This is a genomic window from Pararhizobium sp. A13, assembly GCF_040126305.1.
In the GTDB taxonomy this organism is placed as follows: Bacteria; Pseudomonadota; Alphaproteobacteria; order Rhizobiales; family Rhizobiaceae; genus Pararhizobium.
On sequence record NZ_CP149510.1, the window covers coordinates 192,730 to 215,752 of the forward strand.

General features: G+C 60.4%; 29 protein-coding genes, 1 other RNA gene and 1 pseudogene. 8 read left to right on the forward strand and 23 right to left on the reverse strand.

From position 1 onward, the window contains the following. Positions 1-62 precede the first annotated feature (62 nt). The 6 genes from ybgF to tolQ all read right to left on the reverse strand — a co-directional run bounded on the left by ybgF (position 63) and on the right by tolQ (position 5,570). Positions 63-1,058: a tol-pal system protein YbgF gene (ybgF, locus tag WI754_RS00950; RefSeq protein WP_349435708.1), complete on the reverse strand. Its 996-nt coding sequence runs from the start codon at positions 1,056-1,058 to the stop codon at positions 63-65. A gap of 184 nt (positions 1,059-1,242) precedes the next feature. Beyond that, the gene (gene pal, locus WI754_RS00955; RefSeq protein WP_349435710.1) at positions 1,243-1,767 is read right to left on the reverse strand and encodes a peptidoglycan-associated lipoprotein Pal; all 525 of its coding nucleotides are present in this window, start codon (positions 1,765-1,767) and stop codon (positions 1,243-1,245) included. A gap of 178 nt (positions 1,768-1,945) precedes the next feature. Beyond that, entirely contained in the window at positions 1,946-3,256 is a 1,311-nt protein-coding gene (tolB, locus tag WI754_RS00960) for a Tol-Pal system beta propeller repeat protein TolB (protein WP_349437688.1), read from the reverse strand. 34 nt (positions 3,257-3,290) lie between these two features. Continuing rightward, a complete protein-coding gene (locus WI754_RS00965) occupies positions 3,291-4,358 on the reverse strand; it encodes a hypothetical protein (RefSeq protein ID WP_349435711.1) in 1,068 nt (355 codons plus the stop codon). Positions 4,359-4,367: 9 nt separating this feature from the next. Continuing rightward, the gene (tolR, locus tag WI754_RS00970; protein WP_018327843.1) at positions 4,368-4,820 is read right to left on the reverse strand and encodes a protein TolR; all 453 of its coding nucleotides are present in this window, start codon (positions 4,818-4,820) and stop codon (positions 4,368-4,370) included. 27 nt (positions 4,821-4,847) lie between these two features. Further along, positions 4,848-5,570: a protein TolQ gene (gene tolQ, locus WI754_RS00975; protein WP_349435713.1), complete on the reverse strand. Its 723-nt coding sequence runs from the start codon at positions 5,568-5,570 to the stop codon at positions 4,848-4,850. A gap of 316 nt (positions 5,571-5,886) precedes the next feature. Between tolQ and WI754_RS00980 the strand changes: the two genes are divergently transcribed. Together WI754_RS00980 and ligD are read left to right on the forward strand one after the other, a co-directional pair. Then, on the forward strand, positions 5,887-6,168 hold the full coding sequence (locus tag WI754_RS00980) for a hypothetical protein (RefSeq protein WP_349435714.1): 282 nt from the start codon (positions 5,887-5,889) through the stop codon (positions 6,166-6,168). A gap of 33 nt (positions 6,169-6,201) precedes the next feature. Continuing rightward, positions 6,202-7,337: pseudogene (gene ligD, locus WI754_RS00985) on the forward strand (non-homologous end-joining DNA ligase); the annotation flags it as partial. Here ligD and ybgC read toward each other — a convergent pair. Next, the gene (ybgC, locus tag WI754_RS00990; RefSeq protein WP_018327848.1) at positions 7,338-7,781 is read right to left on the reverse strand and encodes a tol-pal system-associated acyl-CoA thioesterase; all 444 of its coding nucleotides are present in this window, start codon (positions 7,779-7,781) and stop codon (positions 7,338-7,340) included. Positions 7,782-7,903: 122 nt separating this feature from the next. Between ybgC and WI754_RS00995 the strand changes: the two genes are divergently transcribed. Genes WI754_RS00995 through WI754_RS01005 form a run of 3 tightly spaced genes read left to right on the forward strand, consistent with a single transcriptional unit; the run spans position 7,904 to position 10,903 of the window. After that, positions 7,904-9,124: an NAD-dependent epimerase/dehydratase family protein gene (locus tag WI754_RS00995; RefSeq protein WP_349435716.1), complete on the forward strand. Its 1,221-nt coding sequence runs from the start codon at positions 7,904-7,906 to the stop codon at positions 9,122-9,124. Beyond that, the gene (locus WI754_RS01000; RefSeq protein WP_349435718.1) at positions 9,121-9,993 is read left to right on the forward strand and encodes a glycosyltransferase; all 873 of its coding nucleotides are present in this window, start codon (positions 9,121-9,123) and stop codon (positions 9,991-9,993) included. Before WI754_RS00995 ends, WI754_RS01000 begins: the two co-directional genes overlap by 4 nt. A gap of 13 nt (positions 9,994-10,006) precedes the next feature. Then, positions 10,007-10,903, forward strand: a complete 897-nt coding sequence (locus tag WI754_RS01005; protein WP_349435720.1) for an NAD(P)-dependent oxidoreductase — start codon at positions 10,007-10,009, stop codon at positions 10,901-10,903. A gap of 84 nt (positions 10,904-10,987) precedes the next feature. Here WI754_RS01005 and WI754_RS01010 read toward each other — a convergent pair whose 3' ends face one another. From WI754_RS01010 to ruvC, 8 genes are all read right to left on the reverse strand, one after another. Continuing rightward, positions 10,988-11,806, reverse strand: a complete 819-nt coding sequence (locus tag WI754_RS01010) for a metallophosphoesterase (RefSeq protein ID WP_349435722.1) — start codon at positions 11,804-11,806, stop codon at positions 10,988-10,990. Between the two features lie 54 nt (positions 11,807-11,860). Continuing rightward, complete coding sequence (ruvB, locus tag WI754_RS01015; protein ID WP_349435724.1) at positions 11,861-12,901, reverse strand: Holliday junction branch migration DNA helicase RuvB; 1,041 nt, start codon at positions 12,899-12,901, stop codon at positions 11,861-11,863. Then, positions 12,898-13,299: a type II toxin-antitoxin system VapC family toxin gene (locus WI754_RS01020; RefSeq protein ID WP_349435725.1), complete on the reverse strand. Its 402-nt coding sequence runs from the start codon at positions 13,297-13,299 to the stop codon at positions 12,898-12,900. Before WI754_RS01020 ends, ruvB begins: the two co-directional genes overlap by 4 nt. Then, entirely contained in the window at positions 13,299-13,583 is a 285-nt protein-coding gene (locus tag WI754_RS01025; protein WP_349435727.1) for an AbrB/MazE/SpoVT family DNA-binding domain-containing protein, read from the reverse strand. Before WI754_RS01025 ends, WI754_RS01020 begins: the two co-directional genes overlap by 1 nt. 73 nt (positions 13,584-13,656) lie before the next feature. Next, positions 13,657-14,274, reverse strand: coding sequence for a Holliday junction branch migration protein RuvA (gene ruvA / locus WI754_RS01030; protein WP_349435729.1), 618 nt, complete (start codon positions 14,272-14,274; stop codon positions 13,657-13,659). 13 nt (positions 14,275-14,287) lie between these two features. Continuing rightward, positions 14,288-14,701, reverse strand: a complete 414-nt coding sequence (locus WI754_RS01035; protein ID WP_349435731.1) for a type II toxin-antitoxin system VapC family toxin — start codon at positions 14,699-14,701, stop codon at positions 14,288-14,290. Continuing rightward, on the reverse strand, positions 14,701-14,949 hold the full coding sequence (locus tag WI754_RS01040) for an AbrB/MazE/SpoVT family DNA-binding domain-containing protein (RefSeq protein ID WP_349435732.1): 249 nt from the start codon (positions 14,947-14,949) through the stop codon (positions 14,701-14,703). Before WI754_RS01040 ends, WI754_RS01035 begins: the two co-directional genes overlap by 1 nt. Positions 14,950-15,004: 55 nt before the next feature. Further along, positions 15,005-15,517 (reverse strand): crossover junction endodeoxyribonuclease RuvC, encoded by a 513-nt coding sequence (gene ruvC / locus WI754_RS01045; protein WP_349435733.1) that lies wholly within the window; start codon positions 15,515-15,517, stop codon positions 15,005-15,007. Between the two features lie 172 nt (positions 15,518-15,689). On the opposite strand from ruvC, the gene WI754_RS01050 reads away from it, so the two are divergent. Continuing rightward, entirely contained in the window at positions 15,690-16,691 is a 1,002-nt protein-coding gene (locus WI754_RS01050; protein ID WP_349435734.1) for an LLM class flavin-dependent oxidoreductase, read from the forward strand. Between the two features lie 51 nt (positions 16,692-16,742). Here the strand turns inward: WI754_RS01050 and WI754_RS01055 are convergent, their stop codons facing one another. The 5 genes from WI754_RS01055 to WI754_RS01075 form a co-directional block, all read right to left on the reverse strand. Further along, the gene (locus WI754_RS01055) at positions 16,743-17,489 is read right to left on the reverse strand and encodes a YebC/PmpR family DNA-binding transcriptional regulator (protein ID WP_349435735.1); all 747 of its coding nucleotides are present in this window, start codon (positions 17,487-17,489) and stop codon (positions 16,743-16,745) included. A gap of 87 nt (positions 17,490-17,576) precedes the next feature. Continuing rightward, the gene (locus WI754_RS01060) at positions 17,577-18,053 is read right to left on the reverse strand and encodes a hypothetical protein (RefSeq protein ID WP_349435736.1); all 477 of its coding nucleotides are present in this window, start codon (positions 18,051-18,053) and stop codon (positions 17,577-17,579) included. 31 nt (positions 18,054-18,084) lie between these two features. After that, on the reverse strand, positions 18,085-18,918 hold the full coding sequence (locus WI754_RS01065; RefSeq protein WP_349435737.1) for an MBL fold metallo-hydrolase: 834 nt from the start codon (positions 18,916-18,918) through the stop codon (positions 18,085-18,087). A gap of 122 nt (positions 18,919-19,040) precedes the next feature. Continuing rightward, positions 19,041-19,865, reverse strand: a complete 825-nt coding sequence (locus tag WI754_RS01070; protein WP_349435738.1) for a TIGR00282 family metallophosphoesterase — start codon at positions 19,863-19,865, stop codon at positions 19,041-19,043. After that, entirely contained in the window at positions 19,843-20,454 is a 612-nt protein-coding gene (locus tag WI754_RS01075; RefSeq protein ID WP_349435739.1) for a 5-formyltetrahydrofolate cyclo-ligase, read from the reverse strand. The genes WI754_RS01070 and WI754_RS01075 overlap by 23 nt, the downstream gene beginning before the upstream one ends. Before the next feature lie 61 nt (positions 20,455-20,515). Between WI754_RS01075 and WI754_RS01080 the strand changes: the two genes are divergently transcribed. Then, positions 20,516-20,896: a hypothetical protein gene (locus WI754_RS01080; protein WP_349435740.1), complete on the forward strand. Its 381-nt coding sequence runs from the start codon at positions 20,516-20,518 to the stop codon at positions 20,894-20,896. Positions 20,897-21,203: 307 nt separating this feature from the next. Further along, positions 21,204-22,085, forward strand: a complete 882-nt coding sequence (locus WI754_RS01085) for a LysR family transcriptional regulator (RefSeq protein ID WP_349435741.1) — start codon at positions 21,204-21,206, stop codon at positions 22,083-22,085. A gap of 21 nt (positions 22,086-22,106) precedes the next feature. Here WI754_RS01085 and ssrS read toward each other — a convergent pair. From ssrS to WI754_RS01100, 3 genes are all read right to left on the reverse strand, one after another. Further along, positions 22,107-22,266: non-coding RNA, 6S RNA (gene ssrS, locus WI754_RS01090), on the reverse strand. Between the two features lie 60 nt (positions 22,267-22,326). Then, positions 22,327-22,701 carry a cell division protein ZapA gene (locus WI754_RS01095; RefSeq protein ID WP_349435742.1) on the reverse strand — a complete coding sequence of 125 codons (375 nt, stop codon included), beginning with the start codon at positions 22,699-22,701 and terminating at the stop codon, positions 22,327-22,329. Between the two features lie 31 nt (positions 22,702-22,732). Further along, complete coding sequence (locus tag WI754_RS01100) at positions 22,733-23,005, reverse strand: DUF4164 domain-containing protein (RefSeq protein WP_037164145.1); 273 nt, start codon at positions 23,003-23,005, stop codon at positions 22,733-22,735. Positions 23,006-23,023: the final 18 nt, after the last annotated feature.

The window sequence follows — 23,023 nt, forward strand, 5'->3', positions numbered from 1 at the left end:
TGAAAGTCGAAAGAAACTGTTTCGCCGCCTCGACAATGGCGTGCGGCGCGGCGCGATCTGCATCAGCAGGCAAGGCGGCTCTGTTCGCTGGTAACCTTGGCCTTCACTGCCTGGGAAGCTTTGGGATAGCGCTTGTTGACCTCGCGCAGCGTCGCGCAGGCTGTATCTTTGTTGTCGAGAGCAGCGAGCGACATGCCGAGCTTCAAGAGCATTTCCGGCGCCTTCGGCGACTTGCCATAGGTCTGGTGCGCATTCAGGAAGGTCTTGGCCGCGTCGTTGAACTTGCCCTGCGAATATTGCGCTTCGCCCATCCAGAAGCTGGCATCGGCCGCTTTTTCGCCATTCGGAAAGACATCCAGATAGTCGCGGAATTCGTTTTCGGCCTGACTGTAGTCGCCGGTCAGGACATGCCCGTAGGCCGACTGGTAGAGATCGCCGGGATTGTCCAGCGCTGCCGTCTGCTGCTGGCTGTCCGGGGTCTGGTTGATGCCCTGATCGACACCCGGAAGCGTCGCTTCGAGGCCGGTCGTGTTTCGATTCGCCGCAACGGGATTGCCGTTTTCATCGAACACGATCTCGCCGAGGGTTGTCGGCGGAGCGCCCGTGTTACCGCTCGCAGTAGTGTCCGATCCCAAACCTGCGTTGGGATCGGTTGCCGCTGCCTGATCATCCGTTGCCGGCACGCCGGTGGATGCAGTGTCGTTTGTCGGCGGCGTTTCCACCTGGCTCTTCTTGGTAGAGCCCGACTTGCCGCTTTCCAGGTCCTGGAAGCGGAACTCGTTGTCTTCCTGGAACTTGCGGATCTGTTCCTGCATCTGCAGGAGCTGGAAGCTCATTTCCTCGATACGCCCGTTGAGCGAGCGGATCTGTTCCTCGAGCTGCCCTATGCGTCCGATCTCGCTCGACTGGACCTTCAGCAGCGGCGCCTTGCCCGGCGACTGGGTCTCGCCGTGAATTGCGCGGTTAAACAGCGCAGAAAGCGGCATGGCGGTAACTGTCTGGCCAAAGCCCGCAAAGGCGGTCAGGCCGATCAATCCCGCCACGACAAAATGTTTCATGTCATGTGTCCCGTTTGAATATATTCCACTCTCGCCCGCAGCCGGTGCAAATCGGCCTTCGGGTGATTGCCGCACAGTTTTCCAATTGGCCTCAAAAAGCAACGGAGTTCGGTGAAAGTGTGACAAAAAAGAAAGGACGGCCTGAAGACCGCCCTTTCCATAAGCTTTTTCCGATGTGCGGCAATTACATGCCGGCGCCACCGAGAACCGTGACGGCGCGGCGGTTCTGCGACCAGCAGGAAATGTCGTCGCAGACGGCGACCGGCTTTTCCTTGCCGTAGGAGATCGTCTTCATCTTGCCGGCCGGGATACCGCGCGATGCGAGGTAGTCGCGGGTTGCAGCAGCGCGGCGTGCGCCGAGGGCAAGGTTGTACTCGCGGGTGCCGCGCTCGTCGGCGTGACCTTCGATCGTGATCGCATAGTTCGGGTAGCGCTGCAGCCACTGAGCCTGCTTGTCGAGGGTTGCCTGCGCATCGGCACGAATCGAGGTGGAGTCCGTGTCGAAGAAGATGCGGTCGCCGACATTGACCGTGAAGTCCTGCGTCGAGCCCGGCGTCGCTGCGTTCAGGCCGAGTTCGCCAGCGCTGTTCGGCAGGTTCTTCTTTGAGGCGCAGCCGGCAATGGCGAGCGTCATGAAAAGGGCAACCATGACCGGATTGCGAGCGATGGTTTGCATGCGGCCTTCGGCCTTGGCGTGAATGCGGCTCATGGGCCGGTCTCCTTGGATGTCTAAATTCAGGGTTGCCAGACTGTAACCGGAAGCGGTTAATCGACGTTCAACAGGTATGGTTAACAGAGTGTCAAAATATGCATGAAGGCTTGCTAGATCAGCCCTTTGCGGCGAGAAAGCGGCGGCCTCGCCACTTTCCTGCCGCATCGCAGCAACGCTATTCGAGCAGCGGCGACCAGGCCGGATCGGATGCAAAGCCCTGGGTGGAGATCAGCTGTTCGTTGTAGCCGGTCAGGTCGATCGAGTAGAGTTGTGGGCCGCCGGCACCGGCATTCTGACGGAAGAACATCAGGACGCGGCCGTTCGGCGCCCAGGTCGGGCCCTCGTTGTGGAAGCCCGTCGTCAGGATGCGTTCGCCCGAACCGTCCGGCTTCATCACGCCGATCGAGAACTTGCCACCCGACTGCTTGGTGAAGGCGATCAGGTCGCCGCGCGGCGACCAGACCGGGGTCGAGTAGGAGCCGTCACCAAAGGAGATGCGGTTCTGACCACCCCCGCCGGCGCTCATGACGTAGAGCTGCTGGCGACCGCCGCGGTCGCTTTCGAAGACGATCTGGCTGCCATCCGGCGAATAGGAGGGCGAGGTGTCGATCGCGGCCGTCGAGGTAAGGCGCGTCGTTGTCCGCGAACGCAAGTCCATCGTGTAGATGTTGGCGTTGCCTTCCTGCTGTAGGCTCATGATGACCCGCTGGCCATCCGGCGAGAAGCGCGGCGCAAAGGTCATGCCGGGAAAATTGCCGACGACTTCGCGCTGTCCGGTCTCGAGCTGCAGCAGGTAGACGCGCGGCTCGTTGCCCTCGAAGGACATGTAGGTGATTTCCTGCTTGTTCGGCGAGAAGCGCGGCGTCAGCACGATATCGTTGGAATTGGTGACCGCGCGGGCGTTGAAGCCGTCCTGGTCCATGATCGCCAGCTGCCGCTTGCGGGCCGTTTTCGGGCCGCTTTCGGCGACATAGACGATGCGGGTGTCGAAGTAGCCCTTTTCACCGGTGATGCGCTCATAGATCGCATCGGCGATGATATGGGCGACACGGCGCCAGTTTTCCGGCTGGGTAAAGAACTGCTGGCCGGTCATCTGCTGGCCGGCAAAACTATCCCACAGGCGGAACTCGGCCTTCAGGCGGCCATCACCTTCCTGGGTCACGCGGCCGGTGACAAGCGCCTGCGCATTGATGACCTTCCAGTCCTCGAAACGCGGTGCGGCATCCGGATTGCTGATCTTCTCGATGAAGGCGCCCTTGTCGATCGGCGCAAACAGGCCGGAACGCTTCAGGTCGGCAGCGACCACGTCGGAAATCTTCTGTCCCAGTTCACCCTGCAGGAAATCGGTGACGGCGATCGGCAAGGGCTCGACATTACCCTTGTTGATGTTGATTTCCACTAGCGCATGCGCGGGCGAGGTCAGCAGCGTGACCATCGCCGCGATCGCGACGAGAAAACGGAAGGGGTTTCGTTTCAGCATGGTTATAGAAGCCTCTCAGCCATTCATTCGTGTTCTGTTGTTAGAGCATTGCGCTCGGATCGAAATTGACGACGACATCACTCCAGGAATCGTATTTGTCAGCAGGCAAATCGGTAAACGGCGCGGATTTCATGATCGCGCGTCGGACGCTGCCTTCAAATGTACGACGCGCAGATTCCGTTCCGCCGGAAGCCACCACTTCGGGCGTGCCAATAAGCTCACCGTTTCTGTCAAGCTGCATGGAGACTCGAATCGTCAGTCCCTCTGCGCCAGACGTACCTGCGATAATCGACCAATTACCTTCGATTTTGCCTCTCAGTGCATCCATCTCGCTTTGGGAAAGCGTATTGCCCGTCGTCTTGTCGGCACCGGCGGCTGCCGGATTCTTAGCGCGCTTTGCGCCCCCGCCTGACGAATCCTGTTTATTGAGAAGCGCGGCAACCTCGTCAGCGTTGAAATCAGACTCCTTGGCAGTCGCGGCCTTTTTCTTTTCTTTCTTGTTTTCTTCGTTCTTGCGATCAGGCGTCTTGGCCGTCTGCGCCTGCTGCTCGACCTTCGGCTTCATGACCGGCGTCGGGATCTTGTCCGGCAGCGCCTCGGCTTCCGGATTTTCAGCGGGCTGCTCCTCGGTCGGCTTTTCTTCCGGCTTCGGGTCTGGCTTCACTTCCTGCTTGGGTTCAGGCAGCGAAGCGACTTCGGTCGCGGGCTCGGAGGCAGGCTTCTCTTCAGTGACCTCGGGGCTGTCTTCCTTGACAGGCTCAGGGGTGGGAACGGGCTTTTCCTCCGCCTTTATGGCGCCTGTCGATTCCTTTTCGATCGGCTTCGATTCCGGCTTGGGCGGCGTCTTCAGGTCGACATCGTTTTCACCGATGTTCTCGGCGTCCTTGACTTCCGTCGGCTTCTTGGTGGGTACCGCTGATGGCGTTTCCGCCTTCGGCGCTTCCTTGTCGCCCTGCTGAAGCTGGGTGAGCTCCTCGATCGGGACGATATCGACCGGCATCGACTCCAGATTGGAGACTTCGAACTTTTCGGGACTGCCAAGCGATACCAGCGCCCAGGTCAGCACCAGGGCGTGCAGCACAGCGGATGTGACGAGACTGGTCTTCATCGCAGCGCTCTACTGGTCCTTCTTCGGCTGGGTCACGAGGCCGATGTTCTTGAAGCCGGCCTCCTGGATGCGGGACATGACGTCGGCGATCACGCCGTAGGGCGAGGTGGCGTCGCCGCGCACAAAAATGCGCTCGCTATAGCCTGTGGTGGCGATCGCCTCGAGCTTGGCCGCGACCTCCTCGACCGGGATCGGCGTTTCCTGCAGGAAGACCTGGCCATCGCTCTTGACGGAGATGGTGATAGGCTGCGTTTCGGAATTGAGCGCTTTTGCCTGCGTTTCCGGCAGGTCGATCGGCACGCCGACCGTCATCATCGGGGCGGCGACCATGAAGATGATCAAGAGCACCAGCATCACGTCCACGAAGGGCGTGACGTTGATTTCGCTCATGATGGCCTTGCCGCGGCCGCGACGGCGGCGTCCGCCACCCGAGCCCTTCGATCCGCCTACTGCCATACCCATAGCAAATACTCCGTCTTTTCGGCCCGGTTACTGCGCGGCCTGGCGCGGCTGCTGCAGCTTCTCGTCGATCTGGCGCGACAGGATGGCCGAGAACTCGTCGGCAAAACCTTCCATGCGAGAGGTGATCTTGCCGGCGTCGGCGGAGAACTTGTTGTAGGCGATAACCGCGGGGATAGCGGCCAGAAGGCCGATGGCGGTGGCAAGCAGCGCCTCGGCGATACCGGGCGCGACGACGGCAAGGTTTGTCGACTTCGAACCGGCGATCGCCTGGAACGAGGTCATGATACCGACGACCGTACCGAACAGGCCGACGAACGGACCGGCCGAGCCGATGGTGGCAAGCGAGCCGAGCCGCGCTTCGAGCACTTCGGACTCCCGCGAAAGCGTGACATCCATCGCCCGGTCGATACGCATCTGCAGGCCGATCGGCGAACGGGCACCGCGCTCGAAGGATTTCTTCCACTCGCGCATGGCGGAAACGAAGATCGCGCCCATGCCGGAAGTCTGTCGGTCGGACAGTGTCCGATACAGTTCCTCAAGGGACTGTCCCGACCAGAACACCTGTTCGAAGGCATCCAGCTGGCGGCGAACCTTGCCGTATTTCAGCGTCTTGTCGACGACGATCGCCCAGGTCCAGACGGAGGCACCAATCAGCCCCAGCATCACCAGCTTGACGACGAAACCCGCTTCCATGAAAAGCGACCACAGCGTTACGTCCGTCGTCGCCGCAGCCAATCCAACCTGTTCCATAGTCTCAAATCCCCGAATCCAAACACCCGGCAAGAGCAGTCTCATGCTCACAGCCAGGTAGCTCAAACGTCATTGTTGCAAGATTGACCCGGCAGCTGCCGATAACCGGCCTCATGCCGATCTTTAAGCTTCCTGTCTGCCTTCTTGCGTTCAATCTTGGTGAAAGGATGACGTGCACTGCACAAAACCCTAATATGGGCATTAAGACATCATTATGGTTAAGGGAGTGTTACTTTATTGCACTGCAATCGCGACGGGCGAAAGCAGGCGGCAGACCGCTCCGGGAACATTCCATCCCTCGCCGCGTTAGGCGGCCATGAGCATCAACACACCGAAGAAATCACCGAACCGTCCCGCACGGCCGCATTTCGATCACCGCGACCGCCTCATCCTTGCACTCTACGCGCAGCTCCGGGCCGAGCGGGAAACCCGCGAGGCGCTGGAATGGGCGATCGAGAACGACGCGATATCGCCCGAGGTGCTGCAGGCGATGATTTCCGACCCCGTGCCCGTCATTACCAGCGAGGATGTGGCAGCCCTTGAACGGCTTCTCGCCCGCGATACGAACACCAGGAACATTCCGCACCAGCCCGCCTGAAGCGAAAAAGGATCGAGACATGGTATCGCGTGTAACACCAACTGGCTCGCGCCAAAGCTTGTCGCCAAGATCGATTTCACCGAATTTACCGATGATGGCCATATCCGCCACGCGGCCTGCGTGAGGACAAGGAGGCAACCGCCGTGACACTGAAATCGGAAAAAACCGTCTCGACGAAATCAGCGCAGAAGAAGGCGGCCAAGCTCGAAGCGCCCTCGGACGCAACCGCCTCCGCGAGCAAGACGACCCCCAAACGCAAGAAAACCGATGGCGAAGGCGATGTGCTCGGCATCCGCATTTCCCATGCCGACCGCCTGCTCTTTTCCGATCCGGACATCACCAAGCTCGACCTCGTCCGCTATTACGGCGTCGTCGCCGACCGCATGCTGCCGTTTGCCGCCAAGCACCCCGCCTCGATCCTGCGTTGCCCGCAGGGGCCGGACCATCAATGCTTCTACCAGAAACATGCCGGCGAGGGATTTCCGGACGAGATCCACCAGGTGCCGATCGAGGAATCGGACGGCGACGTCGCGAACTATCTCTATGTCGATGATGCCAGGGGCCTCATCGCTGCCGTGCAGATGGGCACAATCGAGTTTCACATCTGGGGCTCGACCGTCGACAAGCTCGACGCGGCCGACCGCCTCGTTTTCGATCTCGATCCAGATCCGAGCGTGACATTTGAAACTGTGAAGACGGCGGCCGTCTATCTCAGCAAGACGCTTGACGATATCGGCCTGAAATCGCTCGCCATGGTCTCGGGCGGCAAGGGCATCCACGTCATCGTGCCCCTATCCCGCCACGCGCCGTGGGAGGATGCCAAGGCGTTTGCCAAGGCGCTTTCCGTCAAGATTGCCGATCAGGACCCGGACCATTACATCGCCACCATGTCGAAGGCGAAGCGCAAGGGCCGCATCTTCATCGACTGGCTGCGCAATGAACGCGGGGCAACCGCCGTCGCCCCCTATTCGGTCCGGGCCCGCAAGAGAGGTCCGGTCGCGACGCCTGTCACCTGGGAGGAACTGACCGACCTCGACGCCGCCAACAGCTTCCGTATTCCGGATATCCTCGGCAGGATCGAAGAGGGAAACGACCCGTGGGCTGAGGCAAAGGATTGGAAACAGCGCCTGACCAAGGCGATGCTGAAAGCGGCGGGTGCCGAGAGCTGATCAGCCCTGCCCCAAAAACTTCTTTCCCAGCGCTTCCGGCAGCCGGCGCGGCCGGCCCTGTCCGTTGATCACGGCAATGATCACCTTGGCGGCGATCAAAAGCGTGCCTTCGCGGCGGATTTCCTGGCCCAGCACCATCTTGGCACCGCCCGCCTTTTCAGTCGTCGTGGTGATCGTCAGGATGTCGTCCATGCGCGCCGGCGCCTTGAAGTCGATTTCCATGCGATGGACGACGAAGACGAGACCTTCCGCGTCCCCCTCGATCGCCAAGGTCGCCTGCTCGACACCCAAAAGCCGCAGATAGTCGGTGCGGGCCCGCTCCATGAAATGCAGGTAACGGGCATGATAGACGACGCCGGAGAAATCGGTGTCTTCGTAGTAGACCCGCTGCACCAGCCGGTGCCCGTGATCTGTCAGTTCGCCGGAAAGTGCGATCAACGTCATTCACAACCTCGGAAGTTTTCTTTTTCCTGTGGCGGAACAAACGCCTTTTGGCAAGCATTGTCGTTCTGTCACATTCCATCCCTATCACCGTCACATAGTTTTCCAGTGAGGAGATTCCCTGCATGAAGATTGCTGTCCTTGGCGGTGATGGCTTCGTCGGCTGGCCGACGGCCCTGCATTTGTCCGATGCCGGGCATGACATTCACATTCTCGACAATCTCTCGCGGCGGTGGATCGACACCGAACTCGGGGTCCAATCTCTCACCCCGATGGATTCCATTCAGGAGCGGACCCGCATCTGGCACACCGAAACCGGCCGCCGGATCCATTTTCACCTGATCGATCTCGCTCGCGATTACGAGCTCCTCAAAAACTGGCTCGCCGAAAATCGCCCTGACGCCATCATCCACTTCGCCGAGCAGCGCGCAGCCCCCTATTCGATGAAGAGCGACCGGCACAAGAACTACACGGTCAACAATAACGTCAATGCCACGCATAACCTCCTGAACGCCTTGGTCGAGATCGGCCTCGACGCGCATCTCGTTCATCTCGGCACCATGGGCGTCTATGGCTATTCGACCGTAGGTGCCGCGATCCCGGAAGGCTATCTGCCGGTTGGTATCGAGACGCAGGACGGCCGCACCGTCGCCCAGGAAATCCTCTACCCGGCCAATCCCGGCTCGATCTACCACATGACCAAATGCCTCGATCAGCTGCTGTTCCAGTTCTACGCCAAAAACGATGGCGTGCGGATCACCGATCTGCACCAGGGCATCGTCTGGGGCACGCATACCGAACAGACCCGCCGCCACACCCAGCTGATCAACCGTTTCGACTATGACGGCGACTACGGCACCGTGCTCAACCGTTTCCTCATCCAGGCGGCGATCGGCTATCCGCTGACGGTGCACGGCACCGGCGGCCAGACCCGCGCCTTCATCCATATCCAGGATTCGGTGCGCTGCATCGAACTCGCTTTGATGAACCCGCCCCAGCGCGGCGCCCGTGTCGAAATCTTCAACCAGATGACCGAAACACACCGAATTCGCGACCTTGCCGAAATGATCGCCGGCCTGACCGGCTCCGAGATCGCCTGGCTGCCCAACCCGCGCAAGGAAGCCGCCGAAAACGATCTCGTCGTGCACAACGAGAAGTTCCGTGAGCTCGGCCTCAATCCGACCACGCTTCAGAATGGCCTGCTTGCGGAAATCGTCGACGTCGGCAAGAAATACGCTTATCGCGTCGACCGCAGCCGCGTGCCGGCCGTTTCGGCCTGGACGAAGGACATCGCCACCAAGATCAATCACGATCCGGAAGGCCGGAGGCTGAAATCGGTTTCATGACGCAACCCGCTCTGGTTTCAGAGGGCATCACCCCTTCCGGTCCCGCCGGATCGCGTAGTGCGTTCGTCACGCTGGTGACGAACGCCGACTACGCCATGGGAGCGACCGCGCTTGCCCGCTCCATACGCTTGACAGACACCAGCGCCGATATGGTCGTCCTTCACACCGGTGGCGTCGAACCCGATCGGCTCGTCCCGATTGCCGATCTCGGCTGTCGCCTCGTCGCCACCGACCTCTTGCCGCTGTCGGACGCCTTCAACGAACGTCATGCGCGCAAGAGCATCCATCACACCGCCCCTTTTACCAAAGGCCGCAAACCCGATTTCCACTCGCCACTCGACAACTTCTGCAAGCTGCGGCTCTGGCAGCTGACGGAATACGATCGCTGCATCTTCATCGATGCTGACGCGCTGGTCCTGAAGAACATCGACCGCTATTTCGCCTATCCCGAATTTTCCGCAGCACCCAACGTCTACGAGAGCCTTGCCGACTTTCATCGATTGAACTCGGGCGTTTTCGTAGCCGCCCCGTCGCTTTCAACCTTCGAAGCCATGTTGACACGGCTGGATGCACCCGATGCCTTCTGGCCACGCACCGACCAAACCTTTCTGCAAAATTTCTTCCCCGACTGGCACGGCCTGCCCGTCACGATGAACATGCTGCAATATGTCTGGTTCAACATGCCGGCGCTGTGGGACTGGGCGTCGATCGGCGTGCTGCACTACCAATACGAAAAACCTTGGGAAAAGGACCACCCGAAAGAAGAAAGGCTGCAACCTCTGATCGATCTCTGGCATGCTTTCTTCACCGGCGAAAACATCCCGGAGATTACCAACCTGCCAAATCCGGACCTGCCAAACCCGGACTGAATTCAGGAAGCTTATGACCCGCGTTCTCGTTTCCGGCGGCACCGGCTATGCCGGCCGCTTCATCGTCGAGCACCTGCTGGCAGGCGGCTACAAGGTCACCGTCGGCGGCCGCACCGCGCCCGAACCGGGCTTCTTTTCGAAGGACGTTCCCTTCGTTCCCCTGATCCTCGATCCCGAAGCAGACCAGATCGAGGCCTTCGACCATATCTACTATTTTGTCCACGCGGCCTTCGACCACCTGCCGGGCAAATATCGCGGCGGCGAAGGCGACGATCCAGACGGGTTCCGCCGCGCCAATCTGGACGGAAGCGTGCGGCTTTTCGAAACCGCGCGCGATGCCGGTGTTCGCCGCTGTGTTTTCCTGTCGAGCCGTGCCGCCTATGGCCCGCAAGCAGCCGGTGCTCTTCTGACGGAAGACATGCCTGCCAAGCCCCATACGCTGTACGGCGAGGTAAAGCTGCAGGCCGAACGCAGCCTTCTTTCGCTTTGCGGCCACGGCTTCGTCACGACAAGTCTCAGAGCGACTGGCATCTACGGTCCCTCGGGGCCGGGCCGAAAACACAAATGGGCTGCGCTTTTTGAGAACTACCTGTCAGGAACGATCGTCGGGCACCGTGCCGCGACGGAAGTACATGGCGAGGATGTCGCCAAAGCCGTGCGGCTGATGCTTGAGGCCGACGCCATGCGGATCAATGGCGAGACCTTCAACGTGTCGGATATCCTAACTGACAACCACGAAATCCTCTCCATCCTTCAGCGGGTGACCCACTGTCCGCATCCGCTGCCGGAAGCAGCGGATGCGGACAGTGCCGCCTATAATCCGATGGGAACCTGCAAGATCGAGGCACTGGGCTGGAAGCCTGGCGGCAGAGATTTGCTGCGGTGGACGGTTGAACAGCTCGCTTCATAAGATCAAGGCACGGGCCGGCAAACGCTCGCCCCGAAGTCGCGCACGGCATTGAACGGCCTGGGCGGCGTGGTGGCGCGTTCGCCTTCAGCCGAGGTCTACGACGACGATTTCCGGCGGCGAACCGAGACGAAAGGGCATGATCGACGTGCCGAGTCCGCCGGAAACGATCAGGTTACGGTTATCCTCGACGATATGGCCATAAGCATAGCGGTTGCGGAAGCGTGATGGGACGATGGGAGAATAGCCAAAGACACGGATTTGTCCGCCATGCGTGTGCCCCGAAAGGGTCAGTGATACGCGATCCGGCACCGTCGGAAAAACATCCGGCTCATGCGCCATCAGGATAACGGGTGCCTCCCCGCTGATCTGCGCCATCGTTGCGGGCAGGTCATCCATCCCCGGCCATGGCCCGATCTGATCCGCAAGCCCTGCGAGCCAGAACGAACGGCCATCCTTCTCTAAACACACCGCGCGATTGTCGTAGACCGCTACATTGATCGATGAAAGCGCGCCGTGAACAAGTGTCGGTCCCTTTCCGGCAGCCATCGCTCCCGGATCGTCCAACCAGTCATGATTGCCCAGCACCGCGTGGACGCCGAGCGGTGCCGACAGACGGGCGAGCTCGCGGGCCCAATCCTCCGGCGCGACATGGCCGGCGCTTAATCGCATGCCGGACAAAAAGTCCCCCAGCAGCAGGATCATGTCACCACCAAGACCGTTGGCCTGCTCGCAGATCTCGCCGATCCGCCGAGGCGACATCCAGGGTGTGCAGGCATGAATGTCTGCAAGCACGACCAGCCTCAATTTCAATCCGGCCGGCCAATTGTTCGGGACGAGACGATACCGCGTTACGCGCGGCTGCCGGGCCGGCTCTATCCCGACGGCATAAGCGCCGGTCGCCATGCCACTCAGCAACAAACTCGCGAATGCCCCTAGAAAGCCGCGCCGTGTGATCAATCAATCGTCCTCTTGGAACAGGCGGAACTGGGTGGTTTCCAGATCCTTCGGCACCTGCAATCCAAGATGTTTCCATGCATTTGCGGTCAAAACACGTCCGCGCGGCGTACGCTGGATAAAACCCTGCTGGATCATATAGGGCTCGATGATGTCCTCGATCGCATCGCGCGGCTCCGAAAGCCCGGCAGCGATCGTTTCAATGCCGACGGGACCGCCGCCGAAATTGAGCGCGATCATGGTCAGATAGCGCTTGTCCAATTGATCCAGTCCCATATTGTCGACCAGAAGCCGCGTCAGCGCCTCGTCGGCGATCTGCTTGGTAACGGCTTCGGCCTTTGCCACCTCGGCGAAATCGCGCACCCGGCGCAACAGCCTGCCGGCAATACGCGGCGTTCCGCGCGAGCGTCGGGCAATTTCGCGGGCACCGTCGTCGGTCATGCCAAGCCCCATCAGCCGGGCGCCGCGCCGAACGATCAGCTCCAGTTCTTCGACCGTATAGAAGCTCAACCGCACCGGAATGCCGAAACGATCGCGCAACGGCGTCGTCAGAAGGCCGAGCCGCGTGGTGGCGGCGACCAGCGTAAACTTGGACAGGTCGATCTTCACCGAGCGCGCCGCCGGTCCTTCGCCGATGATCAGGTCGAGCTGAAAGTCCTCCATCGCCGGATAGAGGATTTCCTCGACCGCCGGGTTGAGCCGGTGGATTTCATCGATGAACAGCACATCGCGGTCTTCGAGATTGGTTAGAAGCGCCGCGAGATCGCCCGCCTTGGCGATCACCGGTCCCGAGGTCGAGCGGAAATTGACGCCGAGTTCCTTGGCCATGATCTGCGCCAGCGTCGTCTTGCCGAGGCCGGGCGGGCCGACGAACAGCACGTGATCCAACGCCTCGCCGCGGTTCTTCGCCGCCTCGATGAACACCTTGAGATTGGCACGCGCCTCCGCCTGACCGGTGAACTCGTCGAGCGACTGCGGCCGCAGCGTCGTATCGAGGTCCTCGCCCCGCTTTTCCGGTGTGATCAGACGTGCGGCATCGGTCATGCGAGGAGTTCCATTCCGGGGACTTTGCGTGCGGCCTTCACATCGAAGGTCTTGGTGGAGTGACAACCTTCCTCAAACGAGCGGCAGGCAATCACGGCATCTGCAAAATCTGCATTGTTTTTTTCGACAAGCCGAAGAGCCTTTACGACAAGCGTGTGGTTCTCGACGATGAGCCCCCGCGTGTGAAGCAGCCTGTCAATGGCAAACGTAACATCTTTCCTATTGTACCCGTATTGCGACCGAAAGGCCCAATCAAGCTCCAGCAATCCGATAAGCGTGACAAAAGCCGAATAGTCCCGTCCAAGACCTTCTCCGAACTTGAGTGCCGCTGCGCGCTGTACCGGATCGTCATCGATGAAAAGCCGTATCACAATATTCGTATCGAGCCCGAACACCATCACGCGGCGGCGTCCGCTTCATGGTCGTCTTGTGTATCGACTACATTCTCGCCGCCACCCTTCAAGACTGCAGCGTCGATTTCCTCCAGTGTTGCCCGCCCCTTAGGGGGCTTTCCCAGCAAACCGGCAAGATCATTGAAATCGATATTTTTCGGGGTAAGGACGACCTCGCCGTCAACGACGGAATAGATCAACTGATCTCCGGGCCGGAGATTCAAAGCCTCCCTCATCTCCTTCGGGATGGTCACCTGGCCCTTCGACGAAAGCGTAACTTCCCACCACATACAGCAATCCTTCCAACGAAAATCGTTTTGGCGGAAATTCTACCAAATCTCCCTCGATCGCACAAACGACCAATCATCGCGCCAGTTCCTTCAACCCCAGCCGGATCAGCTTAGCGCTGTCGGCGCCCTCGCCGCCATTCTTCAACGCCGCGGCAACAGCGTTTGCCGCCTGATCGCGCGAGTAGCCGAGATTGCTCAACGCCGACACCGCATCAGCCACCGGTGCTGCAGCGACACCTTCGCCAAGCTCCTGCTTCAGGCCGATATTGGCCGCCGCCTCGCCGGCAAAGGCGGGCGCCTTGTTCTTCAGTTCGGTAACGATACGCACCGCGACCTTCGGGCCGACACCCGGCGCCCGCGACACGGACGTCTTGTCCTGCAGGGCGATCGCATTCGCCAGTTCGCCGGGCGTCAGAACCGAGAGTACCGCCAGCGCCACCTTGGACCCGACGCCCTGAACGCTCTGCAGCAGCCGGAACCACTCCCGCTCCAGCGCCGTCAGAAAGCCGAACAGCCGCAACTGGTCCTCGCGCACATAGGTCTCAATGAACAGAATGACGGCTTCACCCGGAGAGCCTAGCTTCGACAATGTGCGCGACGAGCAATGGGCGACATAGCCGACGCCGTGCACGTCGAGAACGACGTGGTCGTCGCCGATCTCGTCGATCGTTCCCTTGAGTTTGCCGATCATGGCGCAAAGTCCTTCATGGGTAGGTTTCCGGCGTGATCAGTTCGACGGAAGGGAAATAGGTTTTGTAGCGCACAGGATCTCTCGTCAAAAGCCGATAACCGCGTACGGCGGCGTGGGCCCCGATATAGAAATCGGGCAACGGCGAACGCTTGTCGCCCCCTGATTTCTTGTACTGGAGAAAAGCCTGGCCGGCAGCATAGGCCGCATCCCAGGGCAAATCTTCCCGCAGGAAAGCCGACGGCGAGAGCGCTGCTTCAAGCGCACCGGAAAAGGCGAAACCGGCCGCCATTTCCGCATAGATCAGCGGATTAATCACCACAGGACCGTTGCGCCTTGCGTCCGCCAAGCGCAACGCCGACCAATCCTCGAAGGCGCTGCCCGTATGGAACACATCGATCAGCACATTTGTGTCGATCAATGTCGCCATCAGTCTCTCAGCATTCTGTAGAAATCATCGCCGTCCATACCGCCGAGACTCATCGTTCCCTTGTGGCGGTTCAAATGGTCGGTAAATTCCTGGACGGCGCGTTCGATGCCGGCCTTAGCGGGCTCGACACGCCGCAAAATGGCCTGATTGCCCTTCAGAATGAATTCGACATCGGCCCCCGGCTCGATGCCGAGGTTCGTTCGCACATTCTTCGGGATGGTGACCTGGCCTTTTTCGGTGACGCGCATGGTAATACCTCTGTGGTATTACCTAGCCGCTCAAACGGAACAAGTCAAGAACAAATCAACCAGCGAGCGCCGCCATCCGCATTCGTGCCGCACCGCGATTGTGCGCATGGCAGATGGCGATCGCCAGCGCATCGGCCGCGTCATTGCCCTTGAATTCGGCCCTCGGCATCAGGATTTTCAGCATCATGTGGATCTGCTGCTTCTCGCCGTGACCGACGCCGATCACCGCCTTCTTCACCGCATTCGGCGCATATTCAGCGACCGGCAAGCCTGCCCGCGCCGGTACCAGCATGGCGATACCGCGCGCTTGTCCGAGTTTCAGCGTCGCCACCGCATCCTTGTTGACGAAGGTCTGCTCGACAGCCGCCTCGTCCGGCTTGTGGCTGTGGATCACGTCCGCCAATCCGTCATGCAACTGGCAAAGACGCGACGCGAGGTCCATCTCGCCGTCGGATGTCACTGTACCGGAAGCAACGAAGCGCAAGGAGTTGCCAAGCGTGTCGATGACGCCCCAGCCGGTACGGCGAAGCCCCGGATCGATGCCGATGATTCGAATCGTGTTTTGCATGCTGAACCCTATTCCCGATAACGGGACGCTGCCAGCAAAATGTGAACAAAACAAAAACATTCCCATGATTTAGCGGTCGATGAACTGCATCGTCTCCAACGCGGCAGGCTTGGATTTACGAAATTCGATCTTACATAGGTTTCTATCAAATCCGTTGATCGAAGGTTTCCCCATGGTCCCCTTTTCCATCCTCGACCTCTCCCCGATCACCCAAGGGGCAAGCGCGTCTGAGGCTCTGCAGAATTCACGCCGCCTGGCGCAGGAGGCGGAAGCGGCGGGCTACAAGCGCTTCTGGCTGGCCGAACATCACGGCATGAAAGGCATTGCCAGTGCCGCAACGTCGATCGTCATTTCCCATGTGGCGGCCGGCACGAAGACGATCCGGGTCGGCTCCGGCGGCATCATGCTGCCGAACCATTCGCCGCTGGTGATTGCCGAGCAATTCGGCACGCTCGCAGCACTATATCCCGGCCGCATCGATCTCGGCCTGGGTCGCGCGCCGGGAACCGACATGCGCACCGCCTCGGCCCTTCGCCGCAACATGGAGGCAAGCGCCAACAATTTCCCCAACGATGTCGTCGAATTGCAGGCGCTGCTCGGGCCTGCGAAGGAAGATCAGGCCCTGATCGCCGTTCCCGGCGCCGACAGCAACGTGCCGATCTGGCTGCTCGGCTCCAGCCATTTCAGCGCCCATCTCGCCGGCATGCTCGGCCTGCCCTTCGCCTTCGCCTCGCATTTCGCGCCCGATATGCTTTTGTCGGCGCTGGAGATCTATCGCGAGCGCTTCGAGCCGTCGCAATATCTTGACCAGCCGCATGCCATGGTCGGCATCATGGGTGTCGCCGCCGATACCGATGATGAGGCCAGCCACCTCTTCACCTCGATGCAGCAATCCTTCGTGGCGCTTCGCCGCAATGCACGCGGCCAGTTCCCGCCGCCTGTGGCTTCGATGGACGGGCTGTGGAGCGAGACGGAGAAGATCTTCGTCGATCATGCCATGACCTATGCGGTCGTCGGCGGCCCGGACACGATCAGGACGAAACTCGACCGCTTCCTCGACCAGACGCAGGCCGACGAGCTGATCATTTCCATGCCGATCTACGACATGGACGCGCGGCTGAAATCGGTGCGTCTGTTTGCCGAGGCGCAACAGCAACTGGCAAAGGCCGCATAACAAAAAGCCCGGCTGGAAAACCGGGCTTTTAGCAATCAAATGATTGACTGATCAGGCCGAAAGCTTGGCCATGACTTCGTCGGAGACTTCGAAGTTGGTGTAGACGTTCTGCACGTCGTCGTCGTCTTCCAGCGTGTCTATCAGTTTCATCAGCGACTGGGCGCGTTCTTCATCGACCGGCACGGTGTTTTGGGCCCGCCAGATCGCCTTGACGGTATCGGCTTCGCCGAGTGTTGCTTCCAAGGCCTTGGAAACCTCGCCGATATCCTCGAAACCGCAGACGATGTAGTGGCCGTCCTCGTCGGTCGTCACGTCTTCGGCGCCGGCCTCGATCGCGGCGTCCATGACCTTGTCGGCGCTGCCGACCGACGGCTTGTAGGAGATTTCGCCGACGCGGTCGAAGGAGAAGGAGACAGATCCGGTTTCGCCGAGCGCGCCGCCAGCCTTGGTGAAGGTCGAGCGGACGTTGGAGGCGGTGCGGTTGCGATTGTCGGTCAGCGCCTCGACGATGACGGCGACGCCACCGGGACCGTAACCCTCATAGCGCACGGCCTCGTAGTTTTCACCGTCAGCACCGGAGCCCTTCTTGATGGCGCGCTCGATATTGTCCTTCGGCATCGACTGTGCCTTGGCGTTCTGGATCGCCAGGCGCAGACGCGCGTTCATGGTCGGGTCAGGCAAACCGCCCTTGACCGCGACGGTGATTTCGCGCGCAAGCTTGGAGAACATTTTCGACCGCACTGCGTCCTGGCGGCCCTTGCGGTGCATGATGTTTTTAAACTGTGAATGGCCGGCCATGGCGCCCTCTTCGCATATTTGTCATGTTTGGAATTGGGCGCCTTATAGTTTCATTGGCGCTTTGCGTCCAGAAGGCGCTACTTTTTTTCAGTTGGCGTCGATCCGCCGGCGGCTGAGAAAGAAGGAGTGGCCGTCGTTTCGTTCGCAGGATAGTCCCGTCCGCGTCGAAAGGCAGGAGAAGGGGCCGGCAGTCCAAGTCTCGCCATAGTCGAGCACCGAACCGGCAGAGCAGCAACCCTGATCACCGACGTCTCTAACGAGTATCGCCGCACCGTCGCGCGACAGCGTCGCCCGAACATAGCGCGGCGCGACGCGGTCGCAGGATAGCTCCGGGCCGCCGTCGGCTGGCCGGTAGACCTCCGTTCCACCCTCCGGCGTGTAGACACAGCCGATATTGCCGGATGGCAGCACGAATTCTTCCTGGTGACCGAACGATTTCGTTTCCGGCACAGTGGCGATCTTGTCGCCTTCCGCTGTCGGCATCCGCGGCGGCGGGGCTCCATCGGCCATAGCAAGGGATGTCATGGAAAGGAGGGCAAGCGTGCAGACGGCGAAAAATCTCATTCCATGATTCCTGACAATGTGTCCCCGAAGGTCAGACGCCCTGCAGGATATAAATCAAGGGCTTCCTTGGCAAGGAACGCACCGAAACCATGACGCTCGCTCCCGTCGCAAAGCTCTTGTCGAAACCATCCCCGAACATCTGCAGGAAATTCGTGACCGGCGGCCCGCGCCGATGCATCGGCAGGATCAGCGCCGAGCGCAGCCGCGCCACCACCCGGCTCATGCTTTCCGCACCCATGGTCAGGCCGCCATCGACCGGCACCATCAGCACGTCCAGGCGGCCGATCTCGGCATAGTCGGTCTCGTCGAGTTCGTGATGCAAGTGGCCGAGATGGCCGATGCAGAGACCTGCGACTTCGAAAATGAAGATGGAATTGCCATCCGGCTCCATCGTTCCGCCACCGGCACCAATGTCGGTCGTCACATTGCGGATATAGGTGTCGCCGACGACGACATCGTGATCGGCCGGACCGCCGTCACCGCCCCATCCATGCAATACATGCTTGATCGCCGGGTCAGGCGTTAGCGTGTAGTGGCTGGAGTGCGCCTTGTTCATCGTCACCACGTCCGGCGCCTCGGGGAGCGCATACCAACCGCTGTAATCCGTCGCGATCGAGACGCCGCCGGGCGTCTCGATGAGAAAAGTCGAGTGGCCGATATAGGTGATCTTCACCTCGTCGCCGACGACAGCTTGAACATTAAGTCCAGCCCACGGCTTGAAACTGGCAAAGGCGACATCGGGACGCGCCTCAGCGATCGCCTGGCACTGGCTGACCGGAGCCGCTTGCGCACGGGCCGGCGTCAACCAGAGAAAATGCAAAAACGCGATGGCGGCAAATGGGAGGAGGAGATATCGCAACATCATGCACCCCGCAGTCAAGGATTTGCATGGGCCTTGAGGATAGGCAGGATGGACGCGACGTCCAGCGGCGATTGTGTGCGACGGCTCACAATCGCGTCATTGCGGGTTCGTCCGCCGAGGCGGTTTCACACCCAGAACGCCGGTATCGTCTCCGCCAGCCTGGGTCCGATCCGAAGTGGCGCGATGTTTTCCGCAAGGCCGGTGCGATCGGAAATCTCGACACCGACACCGCAGATGGTCGCCGGGCCGGACGCCGCCTCGAAGCGGCCCTTCGGCATCTTCGAGATGAAGCGGTTCAGCGGCTCTTCCTTCTCCATGCCGAGTGAAGAATCATAATCGCCGCACATGCCGGCATCCGACATGTAAGCGGTGCCGCCATTGAGGATCTGGTGATCGGCGGTCGGTACATGTGTATGGGTGCCGACGACGAAGCTCGCGCGGCCATCGACGAAATGGCCGAAGCACTGCTTCTCGCTGGTCGCTTCCGCATGGAAATCGAAGATGATGGCATCGGCCTGTTCCTTCAGCGGACAGGCGGTGAGAATGGCTTCCGCCGCCTTGAAGGGATCATCCAGTTCCGGATGCATGAAGACGCGGCCCATGACATTGGCGACCAGCACGCGCGCTCCGTTGCGGGCGAAATAGAGATTGGAGCCGCGACCGGGCGTACCTGCGGGATAGTTGGCCGGGCGCAGGAACTGGTCGTGCCGCTCGCAGAAGGTAACGGCCTCCTTCTGGTCCCAGACATGGTTGCCGGTGGTCACGACATCGGCGCCGGCATTGATGGTTTCCAGAAAGATGTCCTCAGTGATGCCGAAGCCGCCCGCGGCATTCTCGCCGTTGACGATGACGAAATCGAGCTTCAGGTCACTGATCAGACCGGGCAATCGGTCCCAGACCGCCGTCCGGCCGGTCTTGCCAACCATGTCACCCAGAAACAAAAGTCTCATATTTGCTTATTCCTAGCCCGAATATCCTGAGCCCGCTTTCGGTCAGCAGGGCGTCCAGCGCCACATCGTGCGGCTCTGCGGGCACTGATGCCACTTCCTGGCAGTCGAATGCAATCCCGATCAGTCGCGGCATATGGCCTTTCCGGCGCAAACGTTCGATCGCACGGTCGTAATATCCGGCGCCGTAGCCAATCCTGTGACCGGTTCTGTCGAAAGCCGACAGCGGCACCAGCATGATGTCGGGATCAAGCACCGGCGCATCCTCGCCCGGTCCGGTCGTGCCGAAACCCGTTTCGACGATCGGAGCGCCGGGCACGAGTTCGCGAAAAACAATGGTCTTCTTGTCGAGAATGACGGGAAGGCACAGCCGCGCGCAGCGCTCGCGCAAGCGCGCCATCAGCGGCCGGATATCGACTTCCGAGCGGATCGGCCAGAAGCCGGAAATCACCTGCCCGGGCTCGAACTCGATGATATCGCCGGCATGATCGAGCATTTTGAGGCTGGCTTTCATGCGTGCTTCCGGCGCCATCGCATCGCGCAGCGCCAGTCGCTCAATCCGCAGCGCAGCCTTCAGTTCCCTCGGTGTCATGCACATGCCCCCTTACCAGCGAGTGTCCATTTCTAGTGCATCCAACCGGGAGAGGGAAACCGTGCCGCCGGCGCTTGTACAACTTTTTGCGACGAAGCGGTCTCTTTCTCAATCTGGCACGCCGTTAGGGGTCTGTTCTGTATGCACTACGGTTCCGCTTTCGCGCTCTTTGCGGCCCGTGCCAGAGGGCGATGCGGCGAACTGTCCGATTCAAGACTGGGCCGGGGCGATGAAGGACAAGATGCTACCGGAACTCGATCCCCTGGAATTGCGCTGCCTGTCCTTGGCGGCGCGCGGGCGGCCCCGGGAAGACATCACGCGCGAAACTGACATTGCCCGCGACCGAATCGAGGAAGCCTTCAATACGGCCATGGAAAAGCTGCAGGCCGGCAACGTCGCGGAAGCGATTTTTCGCGCCGCCCGCATGAACCTGATTTCATAACATCCAGAAGCGGTGGCGTTGCACTCTGCAATCGACGTCTGCGCCGTCGATGCCGATATCATCGAGCAGATGCGCATTGTCGCGCCGCGATATCTCCGCCAGGGTTCGCCGCGCCAGACGCTTTTCCCGCCATTCCCCAATGCTGTGCCAAAAGCACTCTGTCATTCTGACAGACCGTCGCCGTGTCCTGTGATCGTGCTTCATATCCGAAACTCCGAGGTGTTCTCGCCGAGTATCGGACTTGCGTTGACATCAATCCAACGAATTGCGAAGATGTCTGCCATTAGAAAACATGATGGCGAACACGATGTTTCCTCCTCTTGAAAGCGATCTTCTGAGAACCTTCGTTGCCGTGGCCGACAGCGGCAATTTCACCAAGGCGGGGGAGACGGTCGGCCGAACCCAATCGGCCGTCAGCATGCAGATCAAGAAGCTGGAGGATATTCTTGGCGAGCCGCTGTTCGAGCGCGGATCGCGCGGCGTCAATATGACGGGCCACGGTGCGCGGCTTCTCGACAATGCGCGCCGTATCGTCGCCCTTCTTGATGATACCGCCGCATCCATTCGGCTGCCCGCCCTCGACGGCTCAATAAGAATCGGAATTTCGGAGGAATATATCAACTCTACTTTGCCTAAGGCGCTCGGTGCTTTCGCCGCTATTCATCCCGGCGTCGAAGTCACGGTGCAGCAGGGCGTCTCGATGTCCAACCTGGCGGCACTCGAGGCGGGCGAAATCGATATCGCCGTCGTGTTCGAACCCGGTGGCCACACGAAGAACGAAGTCCTCATGGTGGATCCCACTGTCTGGGTGACGTCGGATCAGCATCAGATCCACGAGCGCCATCCCGTGCCGATCGCCACCTACACCTACCTGAAAGGCGGATGGTGCGACGCTCTGGCGCTGAAGAGCCTGAAGAAACGCGGTATCGAAAGTCGCGTGGCCTATATCAGCCGCACCAGCAACGGCCTGATCGCTGCCGTGACATCCGGCCTTGCCATCGCCCCGCTCACCCGCAGCAGCATCCCCGCCGGATGCCGGGAACTGACGGCCGCCGACGGCTACGACGTCATCGACTTTTCGAATGTGGTGCTGAAGACCAGGGCGCGAAGCGCAAACAGCCGGATCATCGAAGGCATGGCCAACGCCATTCGTGAGGCGTTCCGCGCTCCGCCGGCGGCCCACAGCTGACTTTCGTCGGAAAGAAAGAAAGTGCGATCCACACAGCCGATGGATGGTTTACGATCCTGGGTGCCTACAAACGTAGGTGGGCGCCATGTGTCCAGGCCCACGAGCCTGGTCAGGGACAGCTCCCGTTGGATCGAGTATGGCCCCAGGGATTGTGGTGTCCTGTCGAGAAGGGCAGACCGCGACGCTGAATATAGAGGGCATCGACGGCTTGCGCCAGTGCCCACGCTCAACTTCTCAAAATTCAGTTGGCGGAAGCAGCCTTGCCGGTGAGCTTTGCCGCGATTCCATGGATCTGCGACGTAACTTCTGACAGCACCGAGGCCAATGCCTCCTCGGCCTTCTGCTGGTCGGCCAGGGTCGCATCGCGCCCCTGCTTCAGATTGTCGGTCTCCGTCTGCAGGCTTTTCAGCTTGCGGTTCACTTCGCTGAGTTCGTCCATGACCATGATGCCGGCCATGACGGTCAGCCTGAGGTCACCGATTTCGCCGAATTGGGATTTCAGATGGCTGACATACTGGTCGAAGCGGTTGGCGAGATCGGTCAGATGATCTTCCTGGCCCTCTTCGCATGCCATGCGATAGGCCTTGCCGTCGATCGTCACCGTTACTTGCGCCATTCCCGTCACCTGCCCGCAGGCGGACCACGCATCAGCGGTCCAGCACTGCCCTTATCGTTTCCATGGCCGTCACCAGACGGCGCGAGACTTCACGGTTGACTTCCTCAAGACGGTTTGCACGGAATTGCGACTGGTCGAGCTCCTGCGCCAGCCGCGACCGATCAGTATTGACCCGGCGAACCTCGCCTTCGATTTCACCACGGTCGCGCTCCCGGTCGAAGCGCCCGTCAATGGCATTCTCGAGGCTGCTGACTGCGCTGCGTAACTCCTCGATCGCCGCCTTGACTGTCTTTCCTGCCGCCATCACGCTTTCCCGATACGC

Coding starts and splice junctions, on each gene's coding strand:
- WI754_RS01050 (WP_349435734.1), top strand. CDS start 15,690: ATGGTCCCCTTTTCCATCCTCGACCTCTCCCCGATCACCCAAGGGGCA.
- WI754_RS01000 (WP_349435718.1), top strand. CDS start 9,121: ATGACGCAACCCGCTCTGGTTTCAGAGGGCATCACCCCTTCCGGTCCC.
- WI754_RS01100 (WP_037164145.1), bottom strand. CDS start 23,005: ATGGCGGCAGGAAAGACAGTCAAGGCGGCGATCGAGGAGTTACGCAGC.
- WI754_RS01085 (WP_349435741.1), top strand. CDS start 21,204: ATGTTTCCTCCTCTTGAAAGCGATCTTCTGAGAACCTTCGTTGCCGTG.
- ybgF (WP_349435708.1), bottom strand. CDS start 1,058: ATGAAACATTTTGTCGTGGCGGGATTGATCGGCCTGACCGCCTTTGCG.
- WI754_RS01070 (WP_349435738.1), bottom strand. CDS start 19,865: ATGAGACTTTTGTTTCTGGGTGACATGGTTGGCAAGACCGGCCGGACG.
- WI754_RS01095 (WP_349435742.1), bottom strand. CDS start 22,701: ATGGCGCAAGTAACGGTGACGATCGACGGCAAGGCCTATCGCATGGCA.
- WI754_RS01010 (WP_349435722.1), bottom strand. CDS start 11,806: ATGGCGACCGGCGCTTATGCCGTCGGGATAGAGCCGGCCCGGCAGCCG.
- WI754_RS00980 (WP_349435714.1), top strand. CDS start 5,887: ATGAGCATCAACACACCGAAGAAATCACCGAACCGTCCCGCACGGCCG.
- ruvC (WP_349435733.1), bottom strand. CDS start 15,517: ATGCAAAACACGATTCGAATCATCGGCATCGATCCGGGGCTTCGCCGT.
- WI754_RS01075 (WP_349435739.1), bottom strand. CDS start 20,454: ATGACACCGAGGGAACTGAAGGCTGCGCTGCGGATTGAGCGACTGGCG.
- WI754_RS01060 (WP_349435736.1), bottom strand. CDS start 18,053: ATGAGATTTTTCGCCGTCTGCACGCTTGCCCTCCTTTCCATGACATCC.
- tolQ (WP_349435713.1), bottom strand. CDS start 5,570: ATGGAACAGGTTGGATTGGCTGCGGCGACGACGGACGTAACGCTGTGG.
- WI754_RS01040 (WP_349435732.1), bottom strand. CDS start 14,949: ATGCGCGTCACCGAAAAAGGCCAGGTCACCATCCCGAAGAATGTGCGA.
- WI754_RS01055 (WP_349435735.1), bottom strand. CDS start 17,489: ATGGCCGGCCATTCACAGTTTAAAAACATCATGCACCGCAAGGGCCGC.
- WI754_RS00965 (WP_349435711.1), bottom strand. CDS start 4,358: ATGAAGACCAGTCTCGTCACATCCGCTGTGCTGCACGCCCTGGTGCTG.
- ruvB (WP_349435724.1), bottom strand. CDS start 12,901: ATGACCGATGCCGCACGTCTGATCACACCGGAAAAGCGGGGCGAGGAC.
- WI754_RS01005 (WP_349435720.1), top strand. CDS start 10,007: ATGACCCGCGTTCTCGTTTCCGGCGGCACCGGCTATGCCGGCCGCTTC.
- WI754_RS01035 (WP_349435731.1), bottom strand. CDS start 14,701: ATGGCGACATTGATCGACACAAATGTGCTGATCGATGTGTTCCATACG.
- ruvA (WP_349435729.1), bottom strand. CDS start 14,274: ATGATCGGCAAACTCAAGGGAACGATCGACGAGATCGGCGACGACCAC.
- ybgC (WP_018327848.1), bottom strand. CDS start 7,781: ATGACGTTGATCGCACTTTCCGGCGAACTGACAGATCACGGGCACCGG.
- pal (WP_349435710.1), bottom strand. CDS start 1,767: ATGAGCCGCATTCACGCCAAGGCCGAAGGCCGCATGCAAACCATCGCT.
- WI754_RS01025 (WP_349435727.1), bottom strand. CDS start 13,583: ATGTGGTGGGAAGTTACGCTTTCGTCGAAGGGCCAGGTGACCATCCCG.
- tolR (WP_018327843.1), bottom strand. CDS start 4,820: ATGGGTATGGCAGTAGGCGGATCGAAGGGCTCGGGTGGCGGACGCCGC.
- WI754_RS01065 (WP_349435737.1), bottom strand. CDS start 18,918: ATGATGTTGCGATATCTCCTCCTCCCATTTGCCGCCATCGCGTTTTTG.
- WI754_RS00995 (WP_349435716.1), top strand. CDS start 7,904: ATGAAGATTGCTGTCCTTGGCGGTGATGGCTTCGTCGGCTGGCCGACG.
- WI754_RS01020 (WP_349435725.1), bottom strand. CDS start 13,299: ATGGTGTTCGGGCTCGATACGAATATTGTGATACGGCTTTTCATCGAT.